Source organism: Variovorax sp. Soil_C_17 (assembly GCF_057657265.1).
The window spans coordinates 18,054-40,444 of the sequence record NZ_JBDGIT010000005.1; the positions used below are offsets into that span (position 1 = coordinate 18,054).

The following is a 22,391-nucleotide window of genomic DNA, read 5'->3' on the forward strand; positions in this document are numbered from 1 at the left end:
CGCGACACTGACGCCATGACTTCTGCTCTTCCTGCCGGCGCCTGCAATGCCCACTGCCATGTCTTCGGACCCGGCGCGCGCTTTCCCTACGCTGCCGATGCCAGCTTCCTCCCGAAGGAGGATGCGCCGAAAGAGGCGCTGTACGCGCTGAACGACGGACTCGGCTTCGAGCGCTGCGTGGTCGTGCAGTCGGCCTGCCACGGGTTCGACAACCGCGCCACCGAGGATGCTGTGGCCTCGCGTCCATCGAGTTACCGCGGCATCGCGCTGCTGCCGACCGATGTCGAGGACACCGAATTGAAGAGGCTCGACACGGCAGGTTTTCGCGGCGTGCGATTCAACTTCATGGGGCATCTCGGCCGGCCCACCCCGATCGACGAGGTGCTTTCGCTGGCAGCTCGCTTTGCGCCGCTCGGATGGCATCTGCAGATTCACGGTGACCCGGCCTTGCTGACCGAACTCGCGCCGGCGTTGCGGCACTGCCCGACGCCCGTGGTCATCGACCACATCGGCCGTATCGATGCGGCGCTCGGGACGAATCAGCAGGACTTCCAGGCCCTGCTGAAGCTGATGACCGATGAGCGCTTCTGGGTCAAGGTCAGCGGCATGGACCGGATCACGCGGCTCGGCCCTCCCTACGAGGATGCGCAGCCGTTCGCCAGGATGCTGGTCGCGGAGTTCGGCGATCGCGTGGTGTGGGGCAACGACTGGCCGCATCCCAATCACGCGGGGCCGATGCCCGACGAACAACAGCTGGTCGATCTGATCGCCGAGATCGCACCGACGGAGTCTGCGCGCCAGGCGCTGCTGGTGCGCAATCCGGAACGCCTTTATCAATTTGGAGACAACACATGAGGCTTCGCTTCGAGAACAAGGTCGCGATCGTCACCGGCGCCGGGTGCGTCGGTGCCGGCTGGGGAAACGGCCGGGCCATCGCGGTCCGCCTGGCAGAGGAAGGTGCCAAGGTCCTGGCCGTCGACCGCGACCGCGCCCGGCTCGACGAGACCCTCGACCTGGCCGGCGACGCGCGCGCGTCGATCACGCCCTGGGTCTGCGACGTCACGAGCAGCGAGAGCGTCGCCGCCATGGCCGCCGCGTGCGTGCAGACCCATGGCAGGGTCGACATCCTGGTCAACAACGTCGGTGGTTCCGCCGCCGGCGGTCCGGTCGAGTTGTCCGAAGAGGTGTGGAACTCGCAGATCGACATCAACCTCAAAAGCGTCTTCCTGACCTGCAAGCACGTGCTGCCCACCCTGCTCGCGCAGGGCACCGGTTCGATCGTCAACATCGCATCCACCTCGGGTCTGCGGTGGACCGGCAGCGCGCAGGTCGCCTACGCCGCCACCAAGGCCGGCGTGATTCATCTCTCCCGCGTGGTGGCCGTGCAGCATGCCGCCCAGGGCGTGCGCGTCAATTGCGTCGTTCCCGGCCAATTGCACACGCCGATGGTTGAAACCCGCCTGGCCAAGCAGCGCGCCGGCGGTGATGTCGACGCTCTCCTGGCCCAGCGCCAGAAGCGCATTCCGATCGGCTTCATGGGCGACGGACGCGACACCGCCAGCGCGGTGCTGTTCCTTGCCAGCGACGAGGCCAGATTCATCACGGGCACCGAGCTGGTGGTGGACGGCGGCATGACCGCACGCTGCGACTGAACGTTCACGCCACGCAATCGAAGAGAGACATTCATGATCAAACGCTATCTGCTCACGATGGCCGTCGCCGCAAGCATGGCGGCCGCCGCCCAGGCTCAGCCGAAGACGACCCGGATCGTGGTTTCGTTCACCTCCGGCGGTCCGGTCGACGCGGTTGCGCGCGCCCTCTCCGAGCAATTGGGCAAGGAGCTGGGACGCCCGGTCATCATCGACAACAAGCCGGGCGCCAATGGCGCCATCGGTGCCGTCGACGTCATGAAGTCGGCACCCGACGGCGGCACTCTCTGGTTCACCAGCGTGGGCGCGGCGGCGATCAACGCTTCGCTCTATGAGAAGCTTCCGTACGACATGCAGCGCGACTTTGCGCCGGTGTCGCTGGTGGTGAACAATGTCGAGCTCTTGGTGACTCAGCAGAGCAACCCGGTCAAGGACGCGGCCGAATTCGTCGCCGCGACGAAGAAGAAGGAGGAGCCGACACCGATGGGCTCCTCGGGCACCGGCAGCATTCCCCATCTGGCCATCGAGCAGCTGGCCGACTCGACCGGCGCCAAGCTGCTTCACATTCCCTACAAGGGCGCTGCGCCCGCGATCACGGACCTCATGGGTGGCCAGATCAGCGGCTTTTTCGGCGACGTGCCGGGCCTGCTCGGACATCTTCAGGGCGGGCGGCTCAAGGCCCTCGGCGTCGCCTCGAGCAAGCGCCACCCCTCTTTGCCCGATGTCAAGACACTGGAGGAGCAAGGCATCCCGGGCGTCGACACGAACAACTGGTACGCCCTTTTCGCGCCGGCCAAGACGCCGCCGGAAGTCATTGCGGTGCTCAACAAGGCGGTGCGCAGCACCTTGGCCAACCCGGCCGTGCGGGAGAAATTGCTCAAGACAGGCACCGAGCCTGCCGGATCGACGCCACAGGAGCTGGCGGCGATCCAGAAGCAGGACTCCGCCAAATGGGCGAAGCTGGTTCGCGCCAAGAACATCAAGGCCGAGTGATGACGAACACCCACATTCGCGTCCCTCTCGTCGAGCCGGGCACTCGGCCCGAGCTGGCTGAGGTCGAGGCCCGCATCATGGCCGAGCGTGGCCGCGTGTCCCTGCTCTACCAGGTGCTTCTCAACAGCGGGCCGATCGCGTCGGGCTGGGAACGCATGCTCACCGCCGTGCGCAACCAGACCGGTGTGCCCGCGGCTCTGCGCGAGCTCATGATCCTTCGCGTCGCGGTACTCAATGGCGCCAGCTTCGAGTTCGACGCCCATGTGCCGCATGCGCAAAAGGCGGGGCTCGGCATGGAGAAGATCGATGCGGTGCGCGACACCTCGATTGCCGACGTATTCAAACCCCTCGAGCGCCTCGTCCTCGAACTGACCGATGCCATGACCCGCGATGTCAAGGTGCCGGACGCGCTCATGGCCAGGATTGCGCAGCACTTCGATCCGAAGGGCGTGGTCGAGATCGTGGCGACGGTCGCGGCGTACAACATGGTGTCTCGCCTGCTCGTGGCGCTCAATGTCGTTCACTGAAGAGGGCGGAACATGAAGGATTTGTGGCTTCTCAAGCACGACCGATCGGTCGCGCCCGACGCAGTTCCTGAAGCCCTGCGCGGTGCCGCAGGCATCCAATCGATGCGCGCCATGGAAGGGCCCTGGACCTACATCTATGCGCCGGGCGAGCTGGCCTTTGCAGCGCATGGCACGGGGCCGGGAATTTCCTGGCATCGATTGAAGTGCCTTCAGAGGCTCGATGGTGCGTCCGCCGGCGAGCTCGCTTGCTGCCACTACGTCGTCGAAACCGACGTATTGGCCGAGCACGAAGACGATCTCAACGCCTGGTACGAACAGGAGCACCTGCCCGGCCTGGCTTGCGTTCCCGGCACGGTGCGCGCAGCGCGTTACCTGGATGCAGGGGGCGCCCCGCGCTACTACGCCTGCTACGACCTCGCGAGTCCTGACGTCCTGGGGAATCCCGCCTGGCTGGCGGTTCGAGGCACGGCCTGGAGCGCACGTGTCCGCCCGGCCTTCCGGAACACGCGTCGGACGATGTTCCGTCGAGAGTAGCGGCAAGGATGCGCTGCGTGCCAGCCGTTCGCGCGCAATTTCACTCGAACACCCGGCCAAGCTTGCCGCAAGTATTTCCGCTCGGCCTGACCGAGCGGAGTCACCTCGGATGTCGCCTTCAGGTCACGCAGCGCGATTGCCTGCGCCGCCCCCGTCCCCTGCATCACCGTCGTGCAGCAGCAGCGTCACCAGAACGGCCGAATCGACTCGCGCGGAAAGAGAATGGCGCTGCGCGGCTGGAAGCACCACCAGTTGCCCCGGCGCAAGCCGGCGGATACCTCCCGGCGTTCTCACCTCCACATCGCCTTCGAGGCAATGAATGGTGCACTCGTCGGCCACGTGATGCTCCGGCTGATCCCGGCGTGCCGGCAGGATGAGGTGCAGCAATTGCAGGCGCTTGGTCTTGAGCAGGCTGGTGCTGACGGCGTCGTGCACGGCTGCGCCGAGCGGGCCTGTGTCGATGACGTCGAGCAGGTGGGCGTGGGGCAGGGCCATGGTCGTCTCGCGGAAGAACGAGAACGATATTCGAAGGGTCGGAATTTTTCCAGGACATGAACGCCGAGGTGCGAAAACGCACAGACGCGAGGCGCCTGGCGGCGCAGACTTCATCCCACACCACCCACCCGACTTGAAGGAGTCCGACGATGAACACCGCTTCCAAGTTCCTCTCCGGCCTTGCGTTCGCGATCCTCGCTGCCGCAGGCGTCCAGGCAGAAACCTATCACGGCGTGGCCAAGATCACATCGACCCAGAGCCGCGCCGCCGTCCGTGCTGAAGGCGTCGTGGCGGCACGCAGCGGCGACCGCTTCAGCGAGGTGGCCGGGCAGGGCGTCACTCGTATCGCCAGCTCGGTCGAGCGCGCTTCGGTTCGTTCGCAAGGAATTCTGGCCGCTCGCAGTGCGAACCCCTATGCCGAAGGCTACGGCCAGGGCGTGATGCGGGTCGAATCGCATGTCGACCGCGCCGGCATGCGCATCCAGGCCCGCGCAGCGGCGCGCGGCGATCGCCTCGCGATCTGAAGCGCAGCGCCCTGCCGTCAGGGCGCGTTCGAACTGTGTACCGCGAACGGCCTGAACGGCAGGCTCAGGCTCCCGGCGTACTCGCCATTCGGCGTCAGCGTCGGGCAGCCGGGACCGTCCGACGGGCAGAAGTCGGTCTGGCTGGACGGCAGGGAGTAGCGCACGATCCCGCAGCGGTACTGCTTGATCGAGGCGCCCGAATAATCCGCCACGGCCACCATGCAACCGCTGGTCGAATACTGGTCGAGCTCGACCACGGCGACAGGGTCGACACGCGAATCGGCCATCCGGCGGATCACGCTGCCCGTGCCGTCGTTGCGAAAGCCGACCCAGCCCCATTGGCGCTCGGCGCGCCGGTAGAACAGCACCGCGGTATTCAAGGCATCCGGGCGCTGATCCAGGCCCTTCGACTCCGACAGCCCGGTAACGCCGGCGCCCAGGCCGGTGACGCGGCCCACTTCGGCGATGTCCGCGGGATCAGGCGTCGTCGGCTTGGGCCCGGCCGCATAGCGCCCGAGCGAGTAGATGCGCAGCGTGCCGTCCTGCGTGGCGATCCACGCGCTGGGTTGGCGGGGCGTGGCTCGCCAGTAGGGCGTGCCGGGAACGCGCTCGCGATCATCCTTGTTCCAGTACGAGCGCACGGTCGTCGCAACCCCCGTGGGCTTGGCGTCGAGGTGGACGATCTTCACCAGCACGGGCGCCGATTGCGGGTGCGCCGCAATCGGGTAGGGCCACTGGTCGGGCCCCATGCCGATGTTCCGGGTCTTGGCGTTGCTCTCGTCGCTGTTCAGGAACATGCCGTTCGTGAACCGGAGGTAGGGGCCGAGATCGATGAAGGCGGCCTTCTTCTCCGAGTTCGAAATGACCACGGCCACCCCGCCCTTGGCATAGGTGGCATGGAACTCGCCGCCGGGCAGGAACTTCGAGCGGTTCTGCGCGAGCGGCGAGGCGAGCAGGCCGATGCTCGAGACTTCTTTTCCCGCCGGATGCACGACCGCGTCGAAGGGCGTCATGCCCGTGGTGACCTTGATGCCGGTCGGCGCCTTCATGGTGTCGGGCAAGTCGACATAGCCGACGATCTTCATGAAGATGAAGTTGCCTTGGTCCCAGAAGCCGACGTGCACGGAATCGATGAACCCGTGCCACCAGTCGTAGCGGGGACCTTTCAGGGTGCAGCCCTCGCAGGTGGCGCCCAGCGAGACGATGGCGACCTTCCCTTTCACGTTGACCGTGTCCCACAGGGACACCACGGCCAGTTCGCCGCCGGCCGTCGAGCTGATGCCGGTCGGCACGAGGCCGATCGGAAACTGCACCGACGCGCGGTTCGAGGCCGTCGTGTTGCCGATCGTGAAGAGCGTGGCTCCTTTCGTCGCGCTGCCCTGCGTGCCGATGATCGAGACCCGGCAGGAGCTGTCCGCCGCGTTGGCGCAGCGGTCGGCGACGATCGGGAGATCGGCCGCCTCGTTCGGCGACAGCACGCCGTCGCGGTAGTAGCCGTCCATCGCGGACGGCAGCAACTTGCCCGCTTGCCACAAGATCTGCGGGCGCTGCATCCACGTGTTGCGATCCACGGCAGAGGCCTGGAACCACGCCACCGAATCGGAGACCGACGAGCCGGCGAGCGGCACGCCGATCGCAGCGCCGTGCGTGCTGACATAGTTGTTCGACATGGCCGTCGATTCCTTGCCGAGCTGGTACGCGATCTTGCAGCTGCCGCCGCAATGGCTGATCTGCCCGATATCGGCGCGCAGCGGAAATGTCTGCACATCCGTGCGGGTCGGCGGCTCGCCGAATCGGTAGGTGATCGCGGCCGGCGAGCTGTAGGCGTTGCCGATGGCTTTGTAGGCCGCAGGGTTCACCACGCCGGACGCGTTCACGATGTCGTGGGGCAGCGCGCCGGCGAAAGGCTCTCCGCCGCTGCCGGCGACCTTGGCCCGTGTCGTCTTGTCGACCGTCTGCGCATGCGCTGCGCCGGCGAGGAACAGAAGGATGAGGAAGAGGTGTTTCACCGCTCGGCAATGTAGTGCTGTGTCGTGACCGCTTCGCCCTCGCGCAGGAACATCCTTACACGCGCCTCCGTCTCCTGGTCCGCCAGCGTGGCCCGGGCACGCTGGTGCAGGTAGTCGGCCCAGGAGGCGACGATGAATCGCTCGACGTAGCGCGACGGATCGCCGAGGTCGCGATAGACGCGCCACAGCGTGGCGCCGTCGCGCCGCCGCGAGGCGCGCAGCCGGGTCACGGCGTTCAGGAACTCCTCGGCTTCGCCGGCGCGGATGCGGTAGCCGATCTCCACGGACACCGGTCCATCGTCCGGAAGCGGCTGGTCCTTGATGAAAAGATCTTCCCACAGCGCGACGGGCGTGACCTCGGGCGAAGCACCCATGCGCAGCGGCAGCCAGCGGGCGAGAAAGATGCCTCCCGTCATCGCGAGGGCCGCGATGCTGAGCGCAACGGCCAGCCCGGTGAGGCCGGAAACGGCGCCCCAGAATGCCGAGCCGATGGCGAAGGAGCCCAGCGCGCTGACCGTGTGCAGCGCCACGGCGCGCGAACGGACCCATGGCGGCGCGCTGGACTGCGTGGCGGTGTTGAAGGTGGCCATCACGGCCATCCAGGCGGCGCCGCCGATGGCAAGTGCCAGGAAGACCACCGTGGGAATGCGCACGAACGCAGCGATGAGCATCACGGCAGCGAAGACCAGGCACCCCAGCGCGACGAGGCGCTCGAGCCCCAAGCGCGCGCGCAACTTGCCCAGCACCAGGCCCGCAGCGACTGCACCTGTGCCCAGGCATCCCATGAGAAAGCCGAATCCCGCGGCGCCCAGGTCGAGTCGTTGCGCCGCGATCGCCGGCAACAGTGCCCAGAGCGCCGCGCCCGTGCCGCTGTAGGCCACCGTGCGCAGCAGCTGGGCCAGGATCATCGGCGAGTGCCGTGCATAGCGCAGGCCCGCGACAGTGCCGCTCCAGAGGCGCTCCGCCGGCAGGGGCGACTGCGCATGCGGGGCAGGGGGCCAGCGTCGCACCGCTTGCATCATCACCAGTGCGCTCGCCACCGCGAGCAGGAATACCCAGCCTGCACCCAGCCATGCGAACACGAAGCCCGCGACGGAGGGACCCAATGCCCGCGCACTGTTCCAGGCGATCGACATTGCCGTGATGGCCTGTGGCATGTCCTCGCGCGGCACCGTGTCGGCCACGCTGGTGTTCCAGGCCGGCGACAGCAGCGCCGTGCAGCAGCCGGCGGCGAAGGTGAACAGCAGCAAGGTTGCCGGCCCCGCCCAGCCGCCCAGTGCGAGCAGGGACAGGACGACGACGATGCCGACCTGAACGGCCAGCGCATTCAGGATCAGCCGCCGCCGGTCGGTGGTGTCGGCCAGCACGCCGGCCGGCAGTGCCAAAAGGAACATCGGCAGGAACACGGCGGTCTGCACCAGGGCCGCCAGGAAAGAGGAGCCCGTGAGCTCCACCATGAGCCACGAGGCCGCCATGACCTGCATGGCATTGCCGGTGAAGTAGATGGCGCTGCCGGTCCACAGCCCACGGAACGCGGGCAGGCGCAAAGGCGACCAGAGGGAATGGGATGCGGAGGACATCGACCGGCGCAGCGTCCCTTGCTCCTTCGCTACTCTGCCACGCACTCGAGCGAGAACAGCGGCACATCCGATTGCCGGCTGAGCCACACGCCGCCGCCAATCTCCTTGAACTGCCGCGACAGGCCGCGGCGGTACAGCTCGGCGCGGTGGCGAAAGAGCTGCGGGTCGGTCAGGTTTTCGTCGACGATGTCGCGCTCGTAGTCTTCGCGCACCACGGCCTCCACGTAGAGCGCGCCCTGGGTCAGGGTGCCGAGGTTGCTCAGCGCGCGTTTCAGATCGGGCGGGCTCAGATAAGCGAGCACGCCCTGGCAAATGAGAAGGTCGAACGGCTCGCGGGCGCTGTAGTCCACGACCGAACCACGCTCCCACCCGTAGCGCTCGCAAAGATATTCGCTGAACTCCACGCCGTGATAGCTGGCCCGCGGGAAATGCTGCGCCACGATGTCGCGCCAGAGGCCGACGCCGCAGCCGATGTCCAGCACCCGGTGCACGGGCACGCGCAGGTATTTCAGATAGGCGCAGACAAAGGCGCCCAGGCGCTCGATGTGCTGCGGGTCCGCCACCTTGGTCTTCTTGTCGAAGTAATAGCGCTGATAGTAGGACTCGTCGAAGGCGGCGGCACGGACTGATTCCATGTGGAGATCCCTTTTTCAACTCCGCATTCTGGCTCAGCGCGTCGGCATGCGCCCCGGCCTATCACACCTAAGGCTTCGTTCGCCGGCGCGGGTCAGAAAAAAAAACTCGAGTCGCGCACGGGCTGCTCGTTCGATGAGCACCGCAATGGAGGCCAAGCAGGATGCGGCTCCGGCGAGATGCTCAGGTAGTTATCCACAGAGTCATGCACCGCCCGAGGGGAAAACAAGGGCTTGACTTCTGCGTTTTGGTGCACTGCAGCATGCCATTTCCTCATTGGCGGCCGCACGTTCGATGTGCGCGGAGGCGATGCATTGGAGCACGCCACCTTGGTGCGCATGCCCGCCATCTTTTCCACAGCAGGGTGCGGCTCACTTGCCGTGACGTCGGCCAGCGGCGCCTGCTTCTAGGCGATCAGGGCATGCAGGGCGGCGAGCCCGATGGCGATGGCAAAGCAGAGAAAGCCGAACGCCGCGGGCGTTCGCGAGGCAGGCTGGAAGGCCAGCGCGACGACGCATGCCACGAAGAGGAAGGGGAGGGGGACGAGAACGGGAAGCGCCAGCAGCAGGGCGTCTTCGATGGCGTGCCAACTGGCCATGCCCTCCCCGATGGTCCAGCGCGTGCCGATCAGCGGCAATGCGGCCACCGCCATGCACAAGAAGAAGCTCGAAAAGAGCCAGTCTCCGGGTGTCGGCTGAGCGCTCTTCCCGGGCTGCCTCACGGGCCAGTCAGGTTCGTCGCCTTGGTCGCCGTGCCGATGGGCCGGGTGCGTGGAGGTGTGCGTTGGCATGCGGCGCAATGTACGAGCGGCCGCCTTGAAGTCCATCGACGCATCGGGGCAGTATCGGGTCGTGCTACCCGCCGTGGCAGTTCATGCATCCGGGGCCTTCAAAAATAAACGACGCCGGCACATGTCGTGATCGGCCCACGGATGTCGAAGTTCCTGGGAAAGCCGGAAGCTTTTCGCGCCCCTGCAGGCGGTGAGGCCGGCAGAATCGTCCGGATGACGAAGCCAGGCGACCTTCCCGATGACCAGCTGATGGAGCGCGCGCGCCTGTGGCGCCTCCTGGCGCTGCGCGGAGAGAGGCACGCCCACCTTCCCGCGCACGAGCACGAGACCGAGCTGCGTCGGCGCCAGCGTGCGGCGAACCCTGCGCCCTCGCAGGCGCACCCCGAGCCGCAGCCTGAGCGGCGGCTCTGGCGGTTCTGGTAGCGACTCGTCTCCTGTGCCCCTGACTGGCTGCCCGCTCGACTTCAGAATGCGTGACGCAGCCCGAAGTCGTAGCCCGTGGCGCTGCGCGGTGCCAAACCCGCCACCCCGGAACCCGTGGACAAGAAGGCCGGGCCTCCGAGCGCGACGCCCATGATGGCGGGATTGTTCTGCCCGTTCTTGATCCGGGCGCGAGCCACCGTTGCGTACAGCGCGGTCCGCTTCGAGAGGTTGTGCACGTAGCCGAGCGCGAGCTTGTTCACCGACGCGTCGCGATCCAGGCCCAGCAAGGCCGGCGTGGTGAAACCCAGATCGTTCTTGAACTTGACGCGAGCGTATGAGGCCTTGAATACGCCAACGCCGACCGGGACCGTCATGCCGATCATGGCGCCGTTGTACTCGTCGTTGTCCGTCAAGGTGCGTCTGCCGGCGGTCGCGGGAGCGGTGGTGGTCTCTGCCTTGTCCTTGACCTGCGACAACTCGCCCATCAGCTTGAGCACACCGAAATCGTAGGACGCTCCAAGGTTGACGGTGCGAATCTTTTCGGAAAGCCGGGTCCCGGCCACGACGCCGGCCTCGCTGATCACCAAGGTGTCCGCGGCTGTACTCTGTCCATAGGCGAGCGCTACATCGAGCGGACCGTTGGCATAGCCGAACCGGCCGCCGTAGTAGCGTCCGCGCTGGGAACTGTCGGACAGGTAACTGTGCTTCACGTTCTCAGGCAGGGCGTACATGACCTGACCGTAGAAGCCGCCCAGATTGCGGGGCAGAAAGTAACCCACGCTGTTGGATGCCCGGATCGCGTTGTCGTTGGCGGCAATGGCGGAGCCGGGGCCGCGCGCCGTGGCAATGTTGCCGCTGATGCTCTTGATGAGGTTTTCCCCGACGCCCACGGCACCCATCGGGTCGAACACGCTCTCGTTCCAGTAGCTCGGAACATAGTCTCGGCCGAGTCGGATTTCGCCGAATCCGCCCGACAGGCTCACCGTCGAGCGGCGGCTGAAGGAGGTCAAAGCGGTTGCGCCGCTGTCCTGGGTAAAGCCCGACTCGAGCCAGAAGCCGGCTGCCAGACCGCCGCCCAGATCTTCGGTGCCGCGGAAGCCGACCCGGCTCGACGAGTTGGCGCCGCTCGACAGGGCAGTCTGCGAGCGCGTGACCTCCTGGAAGGCCAGCGTCGACGCCGGCGGGAGCGCCAGCGTGTTGTTGTAGAAGGCGCTTTTGACGCTGTAGTGACTCACGGCGGTATCCGCGACGCCGAAGAGCGTCACGGACGACTGCGCCGAAGCAGCGCCCGTCGCGGCCAGCGCCGCAAAGGTGATCAAGGACTTACGCATAGCAAATGTCTCCGAGGGTCGAGCGAGGAGGACCGGCGCCTTGCGACGCCGGCAGTGAAGGCGGCAACATGCCGCCAGAGGGTTCGGCAACGCGCGCCGGTCTGGATGATTCGGCGGCTCAATCTGCCGCAAGCAGGCGGATGTCTTGCGGCGCCAGGCCGCCCTCGGCGACCACGTCCTGCCAACGATCGAACTCGTGCCGAACGCGATCCCGCAGCGCAGCGGGAGGACCGGCCTCGACGCTCGCACCTTGGCGTTCGAATCGAGCGACCACTTGCGGAAGGGCAAGAACCTCGTTCAGGGCGCGGTTGATCTGTGCGATCACTGCGGGCGAGGTGCGTGCCGGGGCAAACAGGCCGTACCACTGCGAGACATCGACCCCTTCGATGCCTGCTTCCGACAGCGTGGGCACGGAAGGCAGTGCTTCGAGGCGCGCCGGGGCCGCGACCGCGAGGGCACGCAGCCGGCCGTCGAGGATGAAGGGGTGTGCAGTGAACAGGCTCGGAAACATGACTTGCGCGCGACCGTGGAGCGTGTCCACGATGGCAGGCGCCGCACCCTCGTAGCTTCTGCCTTCCATCTTCGTGCCGGTGTTGAGTTGAAACAACTCCGCCGCGAAGTGTGGCGGCGTACCGTCGCCGGCCGACGCGTAGGTGACGGTGCCCGGCCCGTTGCGCAGGCGCTGCAGGAGGTCGGGAACGTCGTCGAAGCCGGCGTGCCGGTTGGCCACCATCAGGGTCGGCGACGATCCGACCAAGCCGACCGGCTCGAAGTCCTTGACGGGGTGGTAGCCCAGCTTCTGGAGTGCGGGGTTCATGGCATGGGTACCCACGTAGCCGAACATGAGGGTGTGGCCGTCCGGTTCCGCCCTGGCCACGAACTCGCTCGCGATGGCACCATTTGCGCCGGCCCGGTTGTCCACGAGGACTTCCTGGCCGAGCAAGGGCTTCAGTTCGGCCGCGATGATCCTGGCCATCGTGTCGTTGCCGCCGCCCGCACGCGTCGGCACGATGATCGTGATGGGTTTGCGCGGGAACGTGGCCGATGGACGTGCAACGGCTTCGGGCCGCGTGAAGACATAGTCGGGCAACTCCATCTCGCCCTGCATGATCTTTCTGGCGGTACGCACCAGCGCCGCCGCCTTGACCGTCGCTTCCTCAGCTCGGCCTTCAAGCTCGACCTCCACGTCGATCTGGCCTGCCGGGTGCAGGAGAACCAGGTTGTGACGACCCGGCTCGCGGGCAGCGGTGCTTGCGACCGTGCCAGGCAGCGCGAAGGCGCTGAGAACGCCGATGGCACCCGTGACCGCATGCGAAGCATGGCAGCGCAGCGGGGTGAAGTAGCGCGAGGTGATGCTGTCCGGCGAGTCTCCCGCGCTGACCAGCACCGGCTTGGGAATGACGCTGCCCGACACATCCCCGAGCCCCATAAGCTGGCCGGCCTGAAGACGAAGGTTTTCCAGCCGCTCCAGCAATGCCGCATTCGAATCGAGCGCTGCTGGCTTTTCGCCGCCGCTGACGCCCAGGTCACGCGCGCGCACGATCATGAGCGGCATCGCCGCATCGATGCACGTCACCTCGATGCCGTCGATCGTGTCGATGCGCCGACCGGTCGGGAAGACCTTGCCCGTCACCGCGCCCCACGCGTCCAGGAAGTTGAGGAGGATCGGTGCAGCCGTACCGGCCACGCCGTCGATTCGCGCGTCTCCCTCGTAAGTGACGCGCTTTCCCGGCGTTCTGACGGTGACGTCGATGCGCGATCGTGTGTTGACGTTGAAGACGCGCACCTGCGTGATTCCGTCCTGCGCCTCGATCAGCCCCTGCTCGATCGCGAAGGGCGCGACGCCCGACAGCATGTTGCCGCAGTTCGGCCGGGTGTCGACGGAACGGTGTCCGACCCCCACCTGCGCGAACAGGTAGTCCAGATCGCAGCCCGGTTCTTTCGAACGGGAAACGATGGCGACCTTGCTGTTGAGGGTGCTGCCGCCGCCCACGCCGTCGAGCTGCAGCGGATCGGAGGCACCAATGGCGCCGATCAGTGCCTGGTCGCGCTCCTCGTCGCCTTCAGGCAGCCACTCCCGCAGGAAGAAGGGGCCGCGCGAGGTACCCGCACGCATCAGCACGCAGGGAATGGTCCTGCTCATCTCAGTCGGCCGAAAGCTTTGCAGCCTGGACCACCTTCTTCCACTTGACCTGCTCCTGCTGCACATAGGTGCGCATCTGCTCGGATGTCATCGCTTCCACCTCGGCGCCGTGGTCCTCCAGCTTCTTGACCACCGCCTTGTCGGCCAATGCCGCATTGAGCACCTTGTTGAGTTGCTCGATCACCGCCTTCGGGGTCTTGGCCGGCGCGAAAATGCCGTACCACTGCGAGACATCCACGTTGTCGACGCCCTGCTCCTTGAGCGTCGGCACGTCCGGCATCTGCGGCGAACGCTTGGTGCCTGCCACGCCGATCGCCTTCAGCTTGCCGGCCTTCACGTAGGGCATGGCGGTGAAGAGGCTGGGGAACATCACCTGCGTCTGACCGCCGATGGTGTCGGTGATCGCAGGCGCCGACCCCTTGTACGGCACGTGGAGCATGCTGGTGCCGGTCGAGAGCTTGAACATCTCGGCGGCGAAATGCGGTGCGGTCCCGTTGCCGGCAGACGCGTAGCTCGTCTTGTCGGGTGCGGCCTTCAGCTCGGCGACCAGTTCCTTTGCGTTGTTCGCCTTGACGGCGGGAGTCACGACCATCAGCGTCGCGGACGTGCCCACCATGCCCACGGGTTCGAAGTCCTTCACCGGGTCGTAGCGCAGCTTCTGCAATGCGGGATTCATCGCATGCGTGGCGACATAGCCGAGCATCAGCGTGTAGCCGTCCGGCGCGGCACGCATCACGAACTCGCTGGCGATCGCGCCATTGGCGCCCGCCTTGTTGTCGACGACGACCGGCTGCTTGAGCGCAGCCGACATGGCTTGGCCGATGACCCGTGCCATGGCGTCGTTGGCACCGCCGGCAGCGGTCGGAACGACGATGGTGATCGATTTTTCGGGATAGGCGGCGAGCGCGCTGCTGCACAAGAGCGCCGCAGCCGAGGCCAGGGCGCACAGGACGGGTGCGTTACGAAATTGCATTCATGTCTCCGATGGTTGAAAGTGGCTCAAGGTCGCTTCCTTGACCGTGGCGCTATGGTCTTCGCTTCGATGGTTGCTGTGAATTGCATAGTTAGGATCGATTGATGCACACTGTCGATCAGTCAAGCAGTTCGCGGGAGCCAGACCGATGGCGATCAACTTCAACCTCAACGACCTCCAGGCTTTCCGTGCCGTCGCGGAGCTGAGCAGCTTCCGCAAGGCCGCCGATGCGCTGCACGTTTCGCAGCCCGCGTTCAGCAGGCGCATCGAGAAGCTGGAAGAAGCGCTCGGCGTACGGCTGCTGGAGCGGACCACGCGGCGGGTGAGCCTGACGGCGGTCGGGCGAGACTTCGACCGGAAGGTGCAGCAGTTGCTGGACGACCTGGATCTCACGCTGCTGGGCATCCGCGGCGTGGCGGCAACGCGCATGGGCGAGGTCACCATCGCCTGCGTGCCGTCGACGGTCTACTACTTCGTGTCGCAGGTGATCTCGCGCTATCACGAGCGCTATCCGAAGGTCCGGGTCAAGGTCTTCGATGCGAGCGCCAACGAGGTGCTGGCCGCCGTGTCGCGCGGCGAGGCGGATTTCGGGTTGAACTTCATCGGAGGCCAGGAACCCGACATCGAGTTCAGGCCGCTGCTGGAGGAGCGCTTCGTCGCCGCTTGCCGGCGCGACCATGCGCTCGCAGGCAAGCGCAGGGTGAGCTGGACGGAACTGGCGCAGTACGACTACATCTCGGTGAGCAAGGCGTCCGGAAACCGCCTGCTGCTGGACCAGGCGCTCTCGGGTTTGCCGGGGCGCCCGCAAGCCATCTACGAGGCGCAGCACGTCACGACGATGCTGGGGTTGGTCGAAGCCGGGCTCGGCGTCGCGGCAGTTCCGTCGATCGCCATGCCGGGCGCCGATCACCCGCTTCTGGTCAGCGTGCCGTTGGTCGAGCCCGTCGTCAGTCGCAAGGTCGGGCTGATCCGGCGAAAGGGCCGCACCCTTTCTCCGGCCGCCCTGCAGTTCTTCGAATTCTTCGCCGACATGAAGGGCCGGCGCATCCAGCCCGGGAGAAAGCGCGCTTCGGCTTGAAGGCTCAGCGGCGTGCCGCCAGGACCCGATCGACCATCGCGCCGGCCTGGCCGAGGTTGTTGACCGGGTCGCACATGGCTTCGAGTTGGGCGCGCGTGACGTGCTTGCCGATCTCCGGGTGCTCGGACAGGATTTCGATCAGCGGACGATTCTTGCCGATCGCTTCGCGGCAGAGGTCATAGACGAGGTCGTGCGCGTACTCGCGGCCGATGTAGGGGCCCAGTCCCATCATCACCGCTTCGGACATCACCAGGCCGTTCGTGAGATCGATGTTGGCGCGCATGCGTGCGGCATCGACCTCCAAACCCTCGAGGATGAACCTGGTCTGCTTCAGCGCCCCGGACATCAGGCAGAAGATCTCCGGCAGGGACACCCATTCGATCTCCCAAGGGCCGGTCGAGCGCTCGTGGTCGGCCACCATCGCGTCCATCAGCGCTGCGACATGCTGGCGTGCCACGGAAATGTTGGCATGGATGTACAGGCAGGAGATCGGGTTGCGCTTCTGCGGCATGGTCGAGGACGAACCGCGGCCGGGTGCAAAAGGCTCGAACACCTCGGCCACTTCGGTCTGCATCATCAGCTTGACGTCCATGGCGATCTTGCCGAGCGAGCCGCCCACCAGCCCAAGGAAGGCGCCCACCTCCGCGATGGTGTCGCGCACCGTGTGCCAGGAGATCAGCGGCTGGGCCAGGCCGAGTTCCTTCATCAGGCCGGCCTGGGTTTCCATCGCACCCTTCTCCAGCGACGAGAGCGTGCCGGACGCGCCCCCGAACTCTCCCATCAGCACCCGCGGCTTGAGCTGCTGCAGGCGCTCGCGGTGGCGGTCGATGCCGGCCAGGATGCTCGCCATCTTGTAGCCGAAGGTGATCGGTGTGGCCTGCTGCAGATTGGAGCGGCCGATCACCGGCGTGTCGCGGTACTTCTTTGCCAGCCTGGCCAGTGCGCCGCCGATCTCGTCCAGATCCTGCTCGACCAGGGCGAGGCCTTCGCGCATCTGCAGCACCGCGGCCGTGTCGGTGATGTCCTGGGTGGTGGCGCCCCAATGGCAATACTCGCCCAGCTTGTCGCGGCAGTTGGCGTTGATCTGGTTGACGACCGCGATGATCGGGTAGCCGATCTGCTCGGTCTTGGCCTTGAGCTTCGCCCAGTCGATCTGGGACAGCTCGCAGTTGCGGACGATCTCGTCCGCTGCCTCCTTGGGGATGATGCCGAGCTCGCCCTGGACCTTGGCCAGCGCGCGTTCGATGTCGAGGTACTTGGCGGTCCGGTTCTCGTCGGACCACACGTCGCGCATGCGCGCGTCGCTGAACATGTCGCCGAAGATGCGCGAGTCGATGATGGTGGAGGCCATGGTGTGGGTCTTTCCGGGCAGGTTATTAGGGTAGGTTTCAGTCGCGGGCCATGGCCAGCGTGCGTTGTGCCTGCAGCACCACAGGGCGGTCGACCATGCGGCCATCGAGGCGCGCAGCGCCCGGGGACGCGGCATCGGCTGCCAGCACTCGCTGCGCCCACGCCAATGCTTCTGCCGTGGGCCTCAGCGCGCTGTGAATGGGCTCCACCTGGCTCGGATGGATGCACAGCTTGGCGCCGAAGCCAAGAGCTCGCGCAGAGGCCAGGTCGGCCAGGAGGCGCTTGCGATCCTCCAGCTGGGGCGTGACTCCGGCGACCGGCGCGGGCAGGCCGGCCGCGCGCGAGGCAAGCGCGATGCGGCTGGCCGCGTAGGCGAGACCCGTGGCGTCGCTTTCGATCTCGATGCCCAGGTCCAATGCAAAGTCCAAGGTGCCGAACACCAGGCGCGACACGCCCGCGGCGGCGACCGTGCCGACGCCGGCCACTCCGCGCGCACTTTCGATCAGTGCGAGAACGCTGGCCCCGGGCAGCGCGGCCAGCGTGGCCTCGACCTGCTGTGCAGACTCGGCCTTGGGCAGCAGAAGTCTGCCGGCCCCGACCTTGCGCAGCGCCGCCAGGTCGTCGTCGAACCACGGCGACGCGGCATCGTTGATGCGCACCACTGTGCGCGACCGATCGTCCGCGGAGGCGGTGCGCAACCAGTCTGCGATCGCGTGGCGAGCGAGCGCCTTGTCGTCCGCTGCGACCGCGTCTTCAAGGTCCAGGATGACGGCATCCGCGCCGCTCGCCAGCGCCTTGCCGAAGCGTTCCGGCCGGGTGCCGGGAACGAAGAGGTACGTGCGAGGGATGTCGGAAGGAAGGGACATGTCGCTCACCTCAGACGGCCCTGGAAGCGCGCAACGCATCGATCTCGGCTGCACCGTAGCCCAGCTCGGCCAGGATCGCGTCGGTATGCTGGCCGAGCGCCGGCACGGGGTCCATGCGCGGGCCCACATCCCAGGTGCCGGGCGGCAGCATGGCGGGCAGCGGGCCATTCGGCGAGCCGACTTCGGTCCAACGCCCGCGCGCCTTCAATTGCGGGTGGGCCCAGACGTCGTTCATGGTGTTGACCTGGGCATTGGCGATTTGCGCGAGCTCGAGCCGCTCCACCACCTGCGCTCTGCTCAGGGACGAGAAGGCGTCCACGATGATCCCGCGCAGCGCCTCGCGCTCGGCCACCCGCTTGAAGTTCGCGGTGAAGCGAGGGTCGGTCGTCAGCGCCGGTTGCTGCAGCACCTTCTCGCAGAAGCTGGCCCACTCGCGTTCATTCTGGAGGCCCAGCATCACCATGTTGCCGTCGCCCGTGGGAAATGGCCCGTAGGGATAGATCGTTGCATGACTGGCGCCGGTTCGCGGAGGAGGCGCCGCACCTTCGAAGGCGTAGTAGAGCGGATAGCTGGTCCATTCAACGAGCGACTCCAGCATCGAGATGTCGATGCGCTGGCCCTTGCCGGTCTGGCCGCGCTGCAGCAGCGCCGCGAGGATGCTGCTGTACGCGTACATGCCTGCGGCGATGTCGGCGATCGACGGACCGGCCTTGCACGGTTCGTCGGGCGTGCCCGTGACCGAGACGAACCCCGCCTCGCTCTGAATGAGAAGGTCGTAGGCCTTCTTGTCGCGGTACGGCCCGGGGTTGATCGGGTCGTCGCCATAGCCCGAGATGTCGCACACGATCAACCCCGGCTTTGCGGCGGACAGCTTTTCATAACCGAGGCCAAGGCGCGCAGCGGCGCCGGGCGCGAGATTCTGTACGACGACATCTGCCTTCTCCATCACCAGGCGTTCCAGAATCGTGGCCGCCTCGGGATGCTTGACGTCGAGCGTCAGGCTTTCCTTGGAGCGGTTGGTCCAGACAAAATGGGACGCCAATCCGTGCACGCGCTCGTCATAGCCTCGGGCGAAATCGCCCGAACCTGGTCGTTCGATCTTGATGACGCGTGCGCCGAGGTCAGCGAGCTGGCGCGTGGCGAAAGGCGCCGCGATCGCGTGCTCGAGCGTGACGACCGTCAGGCCTTTGAGTGGCTGCATGTGTTGCTCTGTCCGAGTGTGGGTGGTTCGATGGAGATCAGCGCAGGACCGCAGTGGCGTCCATCGTGAGCCAGCCTTCGTGGTCGGAGGCCCAGAGCCGGATGGTCTTGCCGTCGGCCTGAGGCTGCCCCTGGAGCTGGAAAGGATGAAGGTCGAAGGTCGGACGCACCGCCTTGAATCGAAAGCTGGCCACATCGGCTTGCGGCATATGGCGCCGAAGGAGATCCATCAGCAGCGTTGCGATCAACGGTCCATGCACGATCAGGCCCGGATAGCCCTCGACCTTGGTGACGTACTGCCTGTCGTAGTGGATGCGGTGGCCATTGAAGGTTAGCGCCGAGTAGCGAAACAGCAGCACGTCGTCCGGCACGATGGAGCGCTTCCATGGGGCTTCCGCGGGCGCGGCTTGTGGCGGCGGGGCGACATCGTTCGGCCCCTGCGCCTCGCGGTAGACGATGTCGTGGAATTCGACGAGCGCCGGGTCGCTGCTGGCGTTGCAGCGCACCTCGTGCCTCACCTTCACGAAAACCAGCGTGCCGGTGCGGCCCTCCTTGACGGTCACGTCGTCGATGGTCGAGGTTCGCGCAACCCGGTCACCGACTCGTATCGGCGAGCGGAACTCGAACTGGCTGCCCGCCCACATGCGGCGAGGCAACGGCACCGGAGGAAGAAAGCCGCCGCGCTTGGCGTGCCCGTCGGCGCCGATTTCGGACTGTCGATGCATCGGCAGGAAATACAGCCAGTGCCAAAGGTACGGCAAGGTGGTGCCGGTCTCGACGGGCGTCGAAGGGTGGTCCAGCGTGGCGGTCAACGCGACTACCGGCGTCGGGTTGATGACGTCCTGGATGGTCTCGCTGCGCCCGATCCAGGCGCGAAGTTCTTCAGCTTGCAAGGTCACTCACTTGTCTCCGGTTGGGCTCCTGCTTCTGAGGACCCCTTGCGAACGAGTCTCGCGCGCAGGCCGGACAAAGTGAATTGCAAGATTCAGAACAATTGATGCATCGCACGTATCAATGGCATCGGAGCCCGCGGTAGGGGGCCGGATCGGTTCAGGATGCGTCGATCTCGATGGTCTGGCGCAACAACCCGGCTTGCTCGGCACTCGGTCCGACGAAGATGTCGACCTCGCCCGCTTCGAACAAGGGCTGCAGGTCCGGCCCGAGGTAGCCCAGCTCGGCCGCCGGCAGCTCCAGCGTCACCGAGCCGGCTTCGCCAGGCCTCAATCGCAGTTTGGCGTAGCCTTTGAGCTCCAGCAGCGGCCGGGTGACCCGGTTCCGCTTGCCGCGGATGAACAGGAAGACCGTCTCTTCGGCCTCGCGTGCGCCAAGGTTTCGCAGGCTGACGCTGACCGTCAGCAGGTCCTGCTCGCGCACGCGCGGCGGCTCGACCCGGAGCGCGTCATAGCTGAACCGGCCGTAGGTCAAGCCGTGGCCGAAGGCATACAGCGGCGTGTTGTCCACATCGTGGTACTTGCTCGTGTAATAGTCGGCAGGATTCATCGGCCTGCCGGTGGGGCGCTGGCCGAAGTAGATCGGCACCTGTCCGACGACGCGCGGCCAGCTCATGGGCGTGCGCCCGCTGGGCGATGCCCGGCCCGTGACCACGTCGGCGATCGAGTGGCCGGCCTCGACGCCGAGGAACCACGCAGCCAGGAGCGCATCGGCGTGCTCGGCCAGCCAAGGGATGACGAGCGGACGGCCCGAAAACAGGATCGCGACAACCGGGATGCCGAGCGAACGGGCCCGGGCCACCACGGCTTCTGCCAGCGCCTGCTGCTGCCCGGGAAGCGCGGGCGTGGCGCGGCTCGCCGCTTCGCCGCTCATCGAGGCGCGCTCGCCCAGGCACAGCAGGACCGCGTCGGCGCCGTCGCACAGCTGGGCGGCGGCTTCGATGCCGCTGTCATCGGCGCTGTCGATGGCGACGCCGGGGGCATGGCGTATGTCGGTCTGCGGCAGCGCCGCGCGCAAGCCGGCCAGCACGCTGACGGCGGGCTCGTGTTCGCCGGCGCCCCACCACGGGCCTTTCATCTCGGTGCTTGCGTCGGCCAGCGGCCCGACCACGCACAGCGCCTTCGCCGCCGCGGGCAAGGGCAGGATGTCGCGCTCGTTCTTCAGCAGGACGACGGCCTTGCGCCCGACGTCGCGCGCCAGCGCGCGGCGCTCGGCGACGGCCGCGGCCGGCTCCGGCGTCGCGCCGCGGCGGTACGGGTCGTCGAACAGGCCGAGCTGCTCCTTGAGCCGCAACACGCGCCGCACCGACGCGTCGATCTCTTCGATCGTCACCCGGCCCTGCTCGAGGGCGATCGGCAGGCCCTTGCGGTAAGCGTCGGCCATCATGTCGACGTCGACGCCGGCCTTCAGCGCCAGCACCGCGGCATCGGCGAGGTCGGCGGCAACGCCGTGCTTGATCAGCTCCGCGATCGCGTTGTAGTCGCTGACGATGACGCCGTCGAAGCCCATCTCCCCGCGCAGCCAGTCGCGCAGCAGGGGGATGTGCGCCGTCATCGGCACGCCGTTGAGATCGGTGAAGGCCGGCATGAGCGTCGCGACGCCGGCGCGCACGGCCGCTGCGAAGCCCGGCAGATGCACTTCGCGCAGGGTGCGCTCGGAGATGTCCACCTCGGCGTACTCCCGCCCCGCGTTGACGCCGCCGTAGGCAACGAAGTGCTTCGCACAGGCGGCCAGCGAGTCGGCCGACGACAGGTCTTGCCCCTGGAAGCCGCGCACCTTGGCCCGCGCGATGCGCGCATTGAGCCACGGGTCTTCGCCCGGGCCTTCCGCGGTGCGGCCCCAGCGAGGATCGCGCGACACGTCGAGCATGGGGGCGAAGGTCATCGCCAGGCCTTCGGCCGCGCCTTCGCGCGCTGCCTCGCGCGCCGTGCGCTCCCAGAGCGTTTCGTCGAAGACGCCCGCTTCGGCAAGGGGGATCGGAAAGAGCGTGCGATGCCCGTGGATGATGTCCAGGCCGATCAGCAGCGGAATGCGCAGCCGTGACTTCTCGACCGCCAGCCGCTGCATCTCGTGCGTGGGTCCGGCACCGACCATGTTCAACAGGTTGCCGACCGTGCCGTCGATGATCGACTGCGTGGAGTCTCCCGCGAGCACCGGCCCGGTGACCGTATAACTGGAGGCGGTCATCGTGAGCTGGCCGAGCTTTTCGGCCAGCGTCATGCGGGCCATGAGGGTGTCGATGCGACTCATCGGAGACTTCCAAGCGTTACCCAAGGGGCGTCAATGATGGCATGCTGCGGGGGGCCATCGGCCGCGTGGGGCGGACGACGCGATGAAACCAA

The 22,391-nt window shown here is 66.8% G+C and carries 21 protein-coding genes; 8 read left to right on the top strand and 13 right to left on the bottom strand.

Annotation, left to right across the window (positions count from 1 at the left end; all coding sequences use genetic code 11):
* Positions 1-15 precede the first annotated feature (15 nt).
* From AC3A6Y_RS22930 to AC3A6Y_RS22950, 5 genes are read left to right on the top strand one after another with little or no spacing between them, the layout of a single operon-like run.
* Positions 16-855, top strand: a complete 840-nt coding sequence (locus AC3A6Y_RS22930) for an amidohydrolase family protein (RefSeq protein WP_487870545.1) — start codon at positions 16-18, stop codon at positions 853-855.
* Complete coding sequence (locus AC3A6Y_RS22935) at positions 852-1,652, top strand: SDR family NAD(P)-dependent oxidoreductase (RefSeq protein WP_487870546.1); 801 nt, start codon at positions 852-854, stop codon at positions 1,650-1,652. The genes AC3A6Y_RS22930 and AC3A6Y_RS22935 overlap by 4 nt, the downstream gene beginning before the upstream one ends.
* 33 nt (positions 1,653-1,685) lie before the next feature.
* The gene (locus tag AC3A6Y_RS22940) at positions 1,686-2,642 is read left to right on the top strand and encodes a Bug family tripartite tricarboxylate transporter substrate binding protein (RefSeq protein WP_487870547.1); all 957 of its coding nucleotides are present in this window, start codon (positions 1,686-1,688) and stop codon (positions 2,640-2,642) included.
* The gene (locus tag AC3A6Y_RS22945; protein ID WP_487870548.1) at positions 2,642-3,169 is read left to right on the top strand and encodes a carboxymuconolactone decarboxylase family protein; all 528 of its coding nucleotides are present in this window, start codon (positions 2,642-2,644) and stop codon (positions 3,167-3,169) included. Before AC3A6Y_RS22940 ends, AC3A6Y_RS22945 begins: the two co-directional genes overlap by 1 nt.
* A 12-nt stretch (positions 3,170-3,181) precedes the next feature.
* Positions 3,182-3,703, top strand: a complete 522-nt coding sequence (locus AC3A6Y_RS22950) for a hypothetical protein (protein WP_487870549.1) — start codon at positions 3,182-3,184, stop codon at positions 3,701-3,703.
* A gap of 123 nt (positions 3,704-3,826) precedes the next feature.
* Here AC3A6Y_RS22950 and AC3A6Y_RS22955 read toward each other — a convergent pair whose 3' ends face one another.
* The gene (locus tag AC3A6Y_RS22955; protein ID WP_487870550.1) at positions 3,827-4,198 is read right to left on the bottom strand and encodes a cupin domain-containing protein; all 372 of its coding nucleotides are present in this window, start codon (positions 4,196-4,198) and stop codon (positions 3,827-3,829) included.
* 149 nt (positions 4,199-4,347) lie between these two features.
* Here AC3A6Y_RS22955 and AC3A6Y_RS22960 point away from each other — a divergent pair, with 149 nt between their 5' ends.
* Entirely contained in the window at positions 4,348-4,722 is a 375-nt protein-coding gene (locus AC3A6Y_RS22960; protein WP_487870551.1) for a helicase SNF2, read from the top strand.
* Positions 4,723-4,739: 17 nt separating this feature from the next.
* Here AC3A6Y_RS22960 and AC3A6Y_RS22965 read toward each other — a convergent pair whose 3' ends face one another.
* From AC3A6Y_RS22965 to AC3A6Y_RS22980, 4 genes are all read right to left on the bottom strand, one after another.
* Positions 4,740-6,731, bottom strand: a complete 1,992-nt coding sequence (locus tag AC3A6Y_RS22965; RefSeq protein WP_487870552.1) for a hypothetical protein — start codon at positions 6,729-6,731, stop codon at positions 4,740-4,742.
* Positions 6,728-8,311, bottom strand: coding sequence for an MFS transporter (locus tag AC3A6Y_RS22970; RefSeq protein WP_487870553.1), 1,584 nt, complete (start codon positions 8,309-8,311; stop codon positions 6,728-6,730). The genes AC3A6Y_RS22965 and AC3A6Y_RS22970 overlap by 4 nt, the downstream gene beginning before the upstream one ends.
* A gap of 29 nt (positions 8,312-8,340) precedes the next feature.
* Positions 8,341-8,946 carry a class I SAM-dependent methyltransferase gene (locus AC3A6Y_RS22975; protein ID WP_487870554.1) on the bottom strand — a complete coding sequence of 202 codons (606 nt, stop codon included), beginning with the start codon at positions 8,944-8,946 and terminating at the stop codon, positions 8,341-8,343.
* Positions 8,947-9,350: 404 nt separating this feature from the next.
* Complete coding sequence (locus AC3A6Y_RS22980) at positions 9,351-9,770, bottom strand: hypothetical protein (protein ID WP_487870555.1); 420 nt, start codon at positions 9,768-9,770, stop codon at positions 9,351-9,353.
* Positions 9,771-9,947: 177 nt separating this feature from the next.
* Here AC3A6Y_RS22980 and AC3A6Y_RS22985 point away from each other — a divergent pair, with 177 nt between their 5' ends.
* Positions 9,948-10,157 carry a hypothetical protein gene (locus AC3A6Y_RS22985; RefSeq protein WP_487870556.1) on the top strand — a complete coding sequence of 70 codons (210 nt, stop codon included), beginning with the start codon at positions 9,948-9,950 and terminating at the stop codon, positions 10,155-10,157.
* Positions 10,158-10,198: 41 nt separating this feature from the next.
* Here the strand turns inward: AC3A6Y_RS22985 and AC3A6Y_RS22990 are convergent, their stop codons facing one another.
* The 3 genes from AC3A6Y_RS22990 to AC3A6Y_RS23000 form a co-directional block, all read right to left on the bottom strand.
* Positions 10,199-11,488: a porin gene (locus tag AC3A6Y_RS22990; RefSeq protein WP_487870557.1), complete on the bottom strand. Its 1,290-nt coding sequence runs from the start codon at positions 11,486-11,488 to the stop codon at positions 10,199-10,201.
* A 118-nt stretch (positions 11,489-11,606) separates the two neighbouring features.
* Complete coding sequence (locus AC3A6Y_RS22995) at positions 11,607-13,631, bottom strand: 4-oxalomesaconate tautomerase (RefSeq protein ID WP_487870558.1); 2,025 nt, start codon at positions 13,629-13,631, stop codon at positions 11,607-11,609.
* A 1-nt stretch (position 13,632) separates the two neighbouring features.
* Positions 13,633-14,604, bottom strand: a complete 972-nt coding sequence (locus AC3A6Y_RS23000; protein ID WP_487870559.1) for a Bug family tripartite tricarboxylate transporter substrate binding protein — start codon at positions 14,602-14,604, stop codon at positions 13,633-13,635.
* 148 nt (positions 14,605-14,752) lie between these two features.
* Here AC3A6Y_RS23000 and AC3A6Y_RS23005 point away from each other — a divergent pair, with 148 nt between their 5' ends.
* Entirely contained in the window at positions 14,753-15,682 is a 930-nt protein-coding gene (locus tag AC3A6Y_RS23005) for a LysR family transcriptional regulator (RefSeq protein ID WP_487870560.1), read from the top strand.
* A gap of 4 nt (positions 15,683-15,686) precedes the next feature.
* Here the strand turns inward: AC3A6Y_RS23005 and AC3A6Y_RS23010 are convergent, their stop codons facing one another.
* From AC3A6Y_RS23010 to AC3A6Y_RS23030, 5 genes are all read right to left on the bottom strand, one after another.
* Entirely contained in the window at positions 15,687-17,033 is a 1,347-nt protein-coding gene (locus AC3A6Y_RS23010; protein WP_487870561.1) for a class-II fumarase/aspartase family protein, read from the bottom strand.
* A 37-nt stretch (positions 17,034-17,070) separates the two neighbouring features.
* Entirely contained in the window at positions 17,071-17,898 is an 828-nt protein-coding gene (locus AC3A6Y_RS23015) for an HpcH/HpaI aldolase/citrate lyase family protein (protein ID WP_487870562.1), read from the bottom strand.
* 10 nt (positions 17,899-17,908) lie between these two features.
* Positions 17,909-19,099 carry a CaiB/BaiF CoA transferase family protein gene (locus tag AC3A6Y_RS23020; protein ID WP_487870563.1) on the bottom strand — a complete coding sequence of 397 codons (1,191 nt, stop codon included), beginning with the start codon at positions 19,097-19,099 and terminating at the stop codon, positions 17,909-17,911.
* 37 nt (positions 19,100-19,136) lie between these two features.
* Positions 19,137-19,997 (bottom strand): HTD2 family dehydratase, encoded by an 861-nt coding sequence (locus AC3A6Y_RS23025; protein WP_487870564.1) that lies wholly within the window; start codon positions 19,995-19,997, stop codon positions 19,137-19,139.
* Between the two features lie 151 nt (positions 19,998-20,148).
* On the bottom strand, positions 20,149-22,299 hold the full coding sequence (locus tag AC3A6Y_RS23030; protein ID WP_487870565.1) for a glycoside hydrolase family 3 N-terminal domain-containing protein: 2,151 nt from the start codon (positions 22,297-22,299) through the stop codon (positions 20,149-20,151).
* Positions 22,300-22,391: the final 92 nt, after the last annotated feature.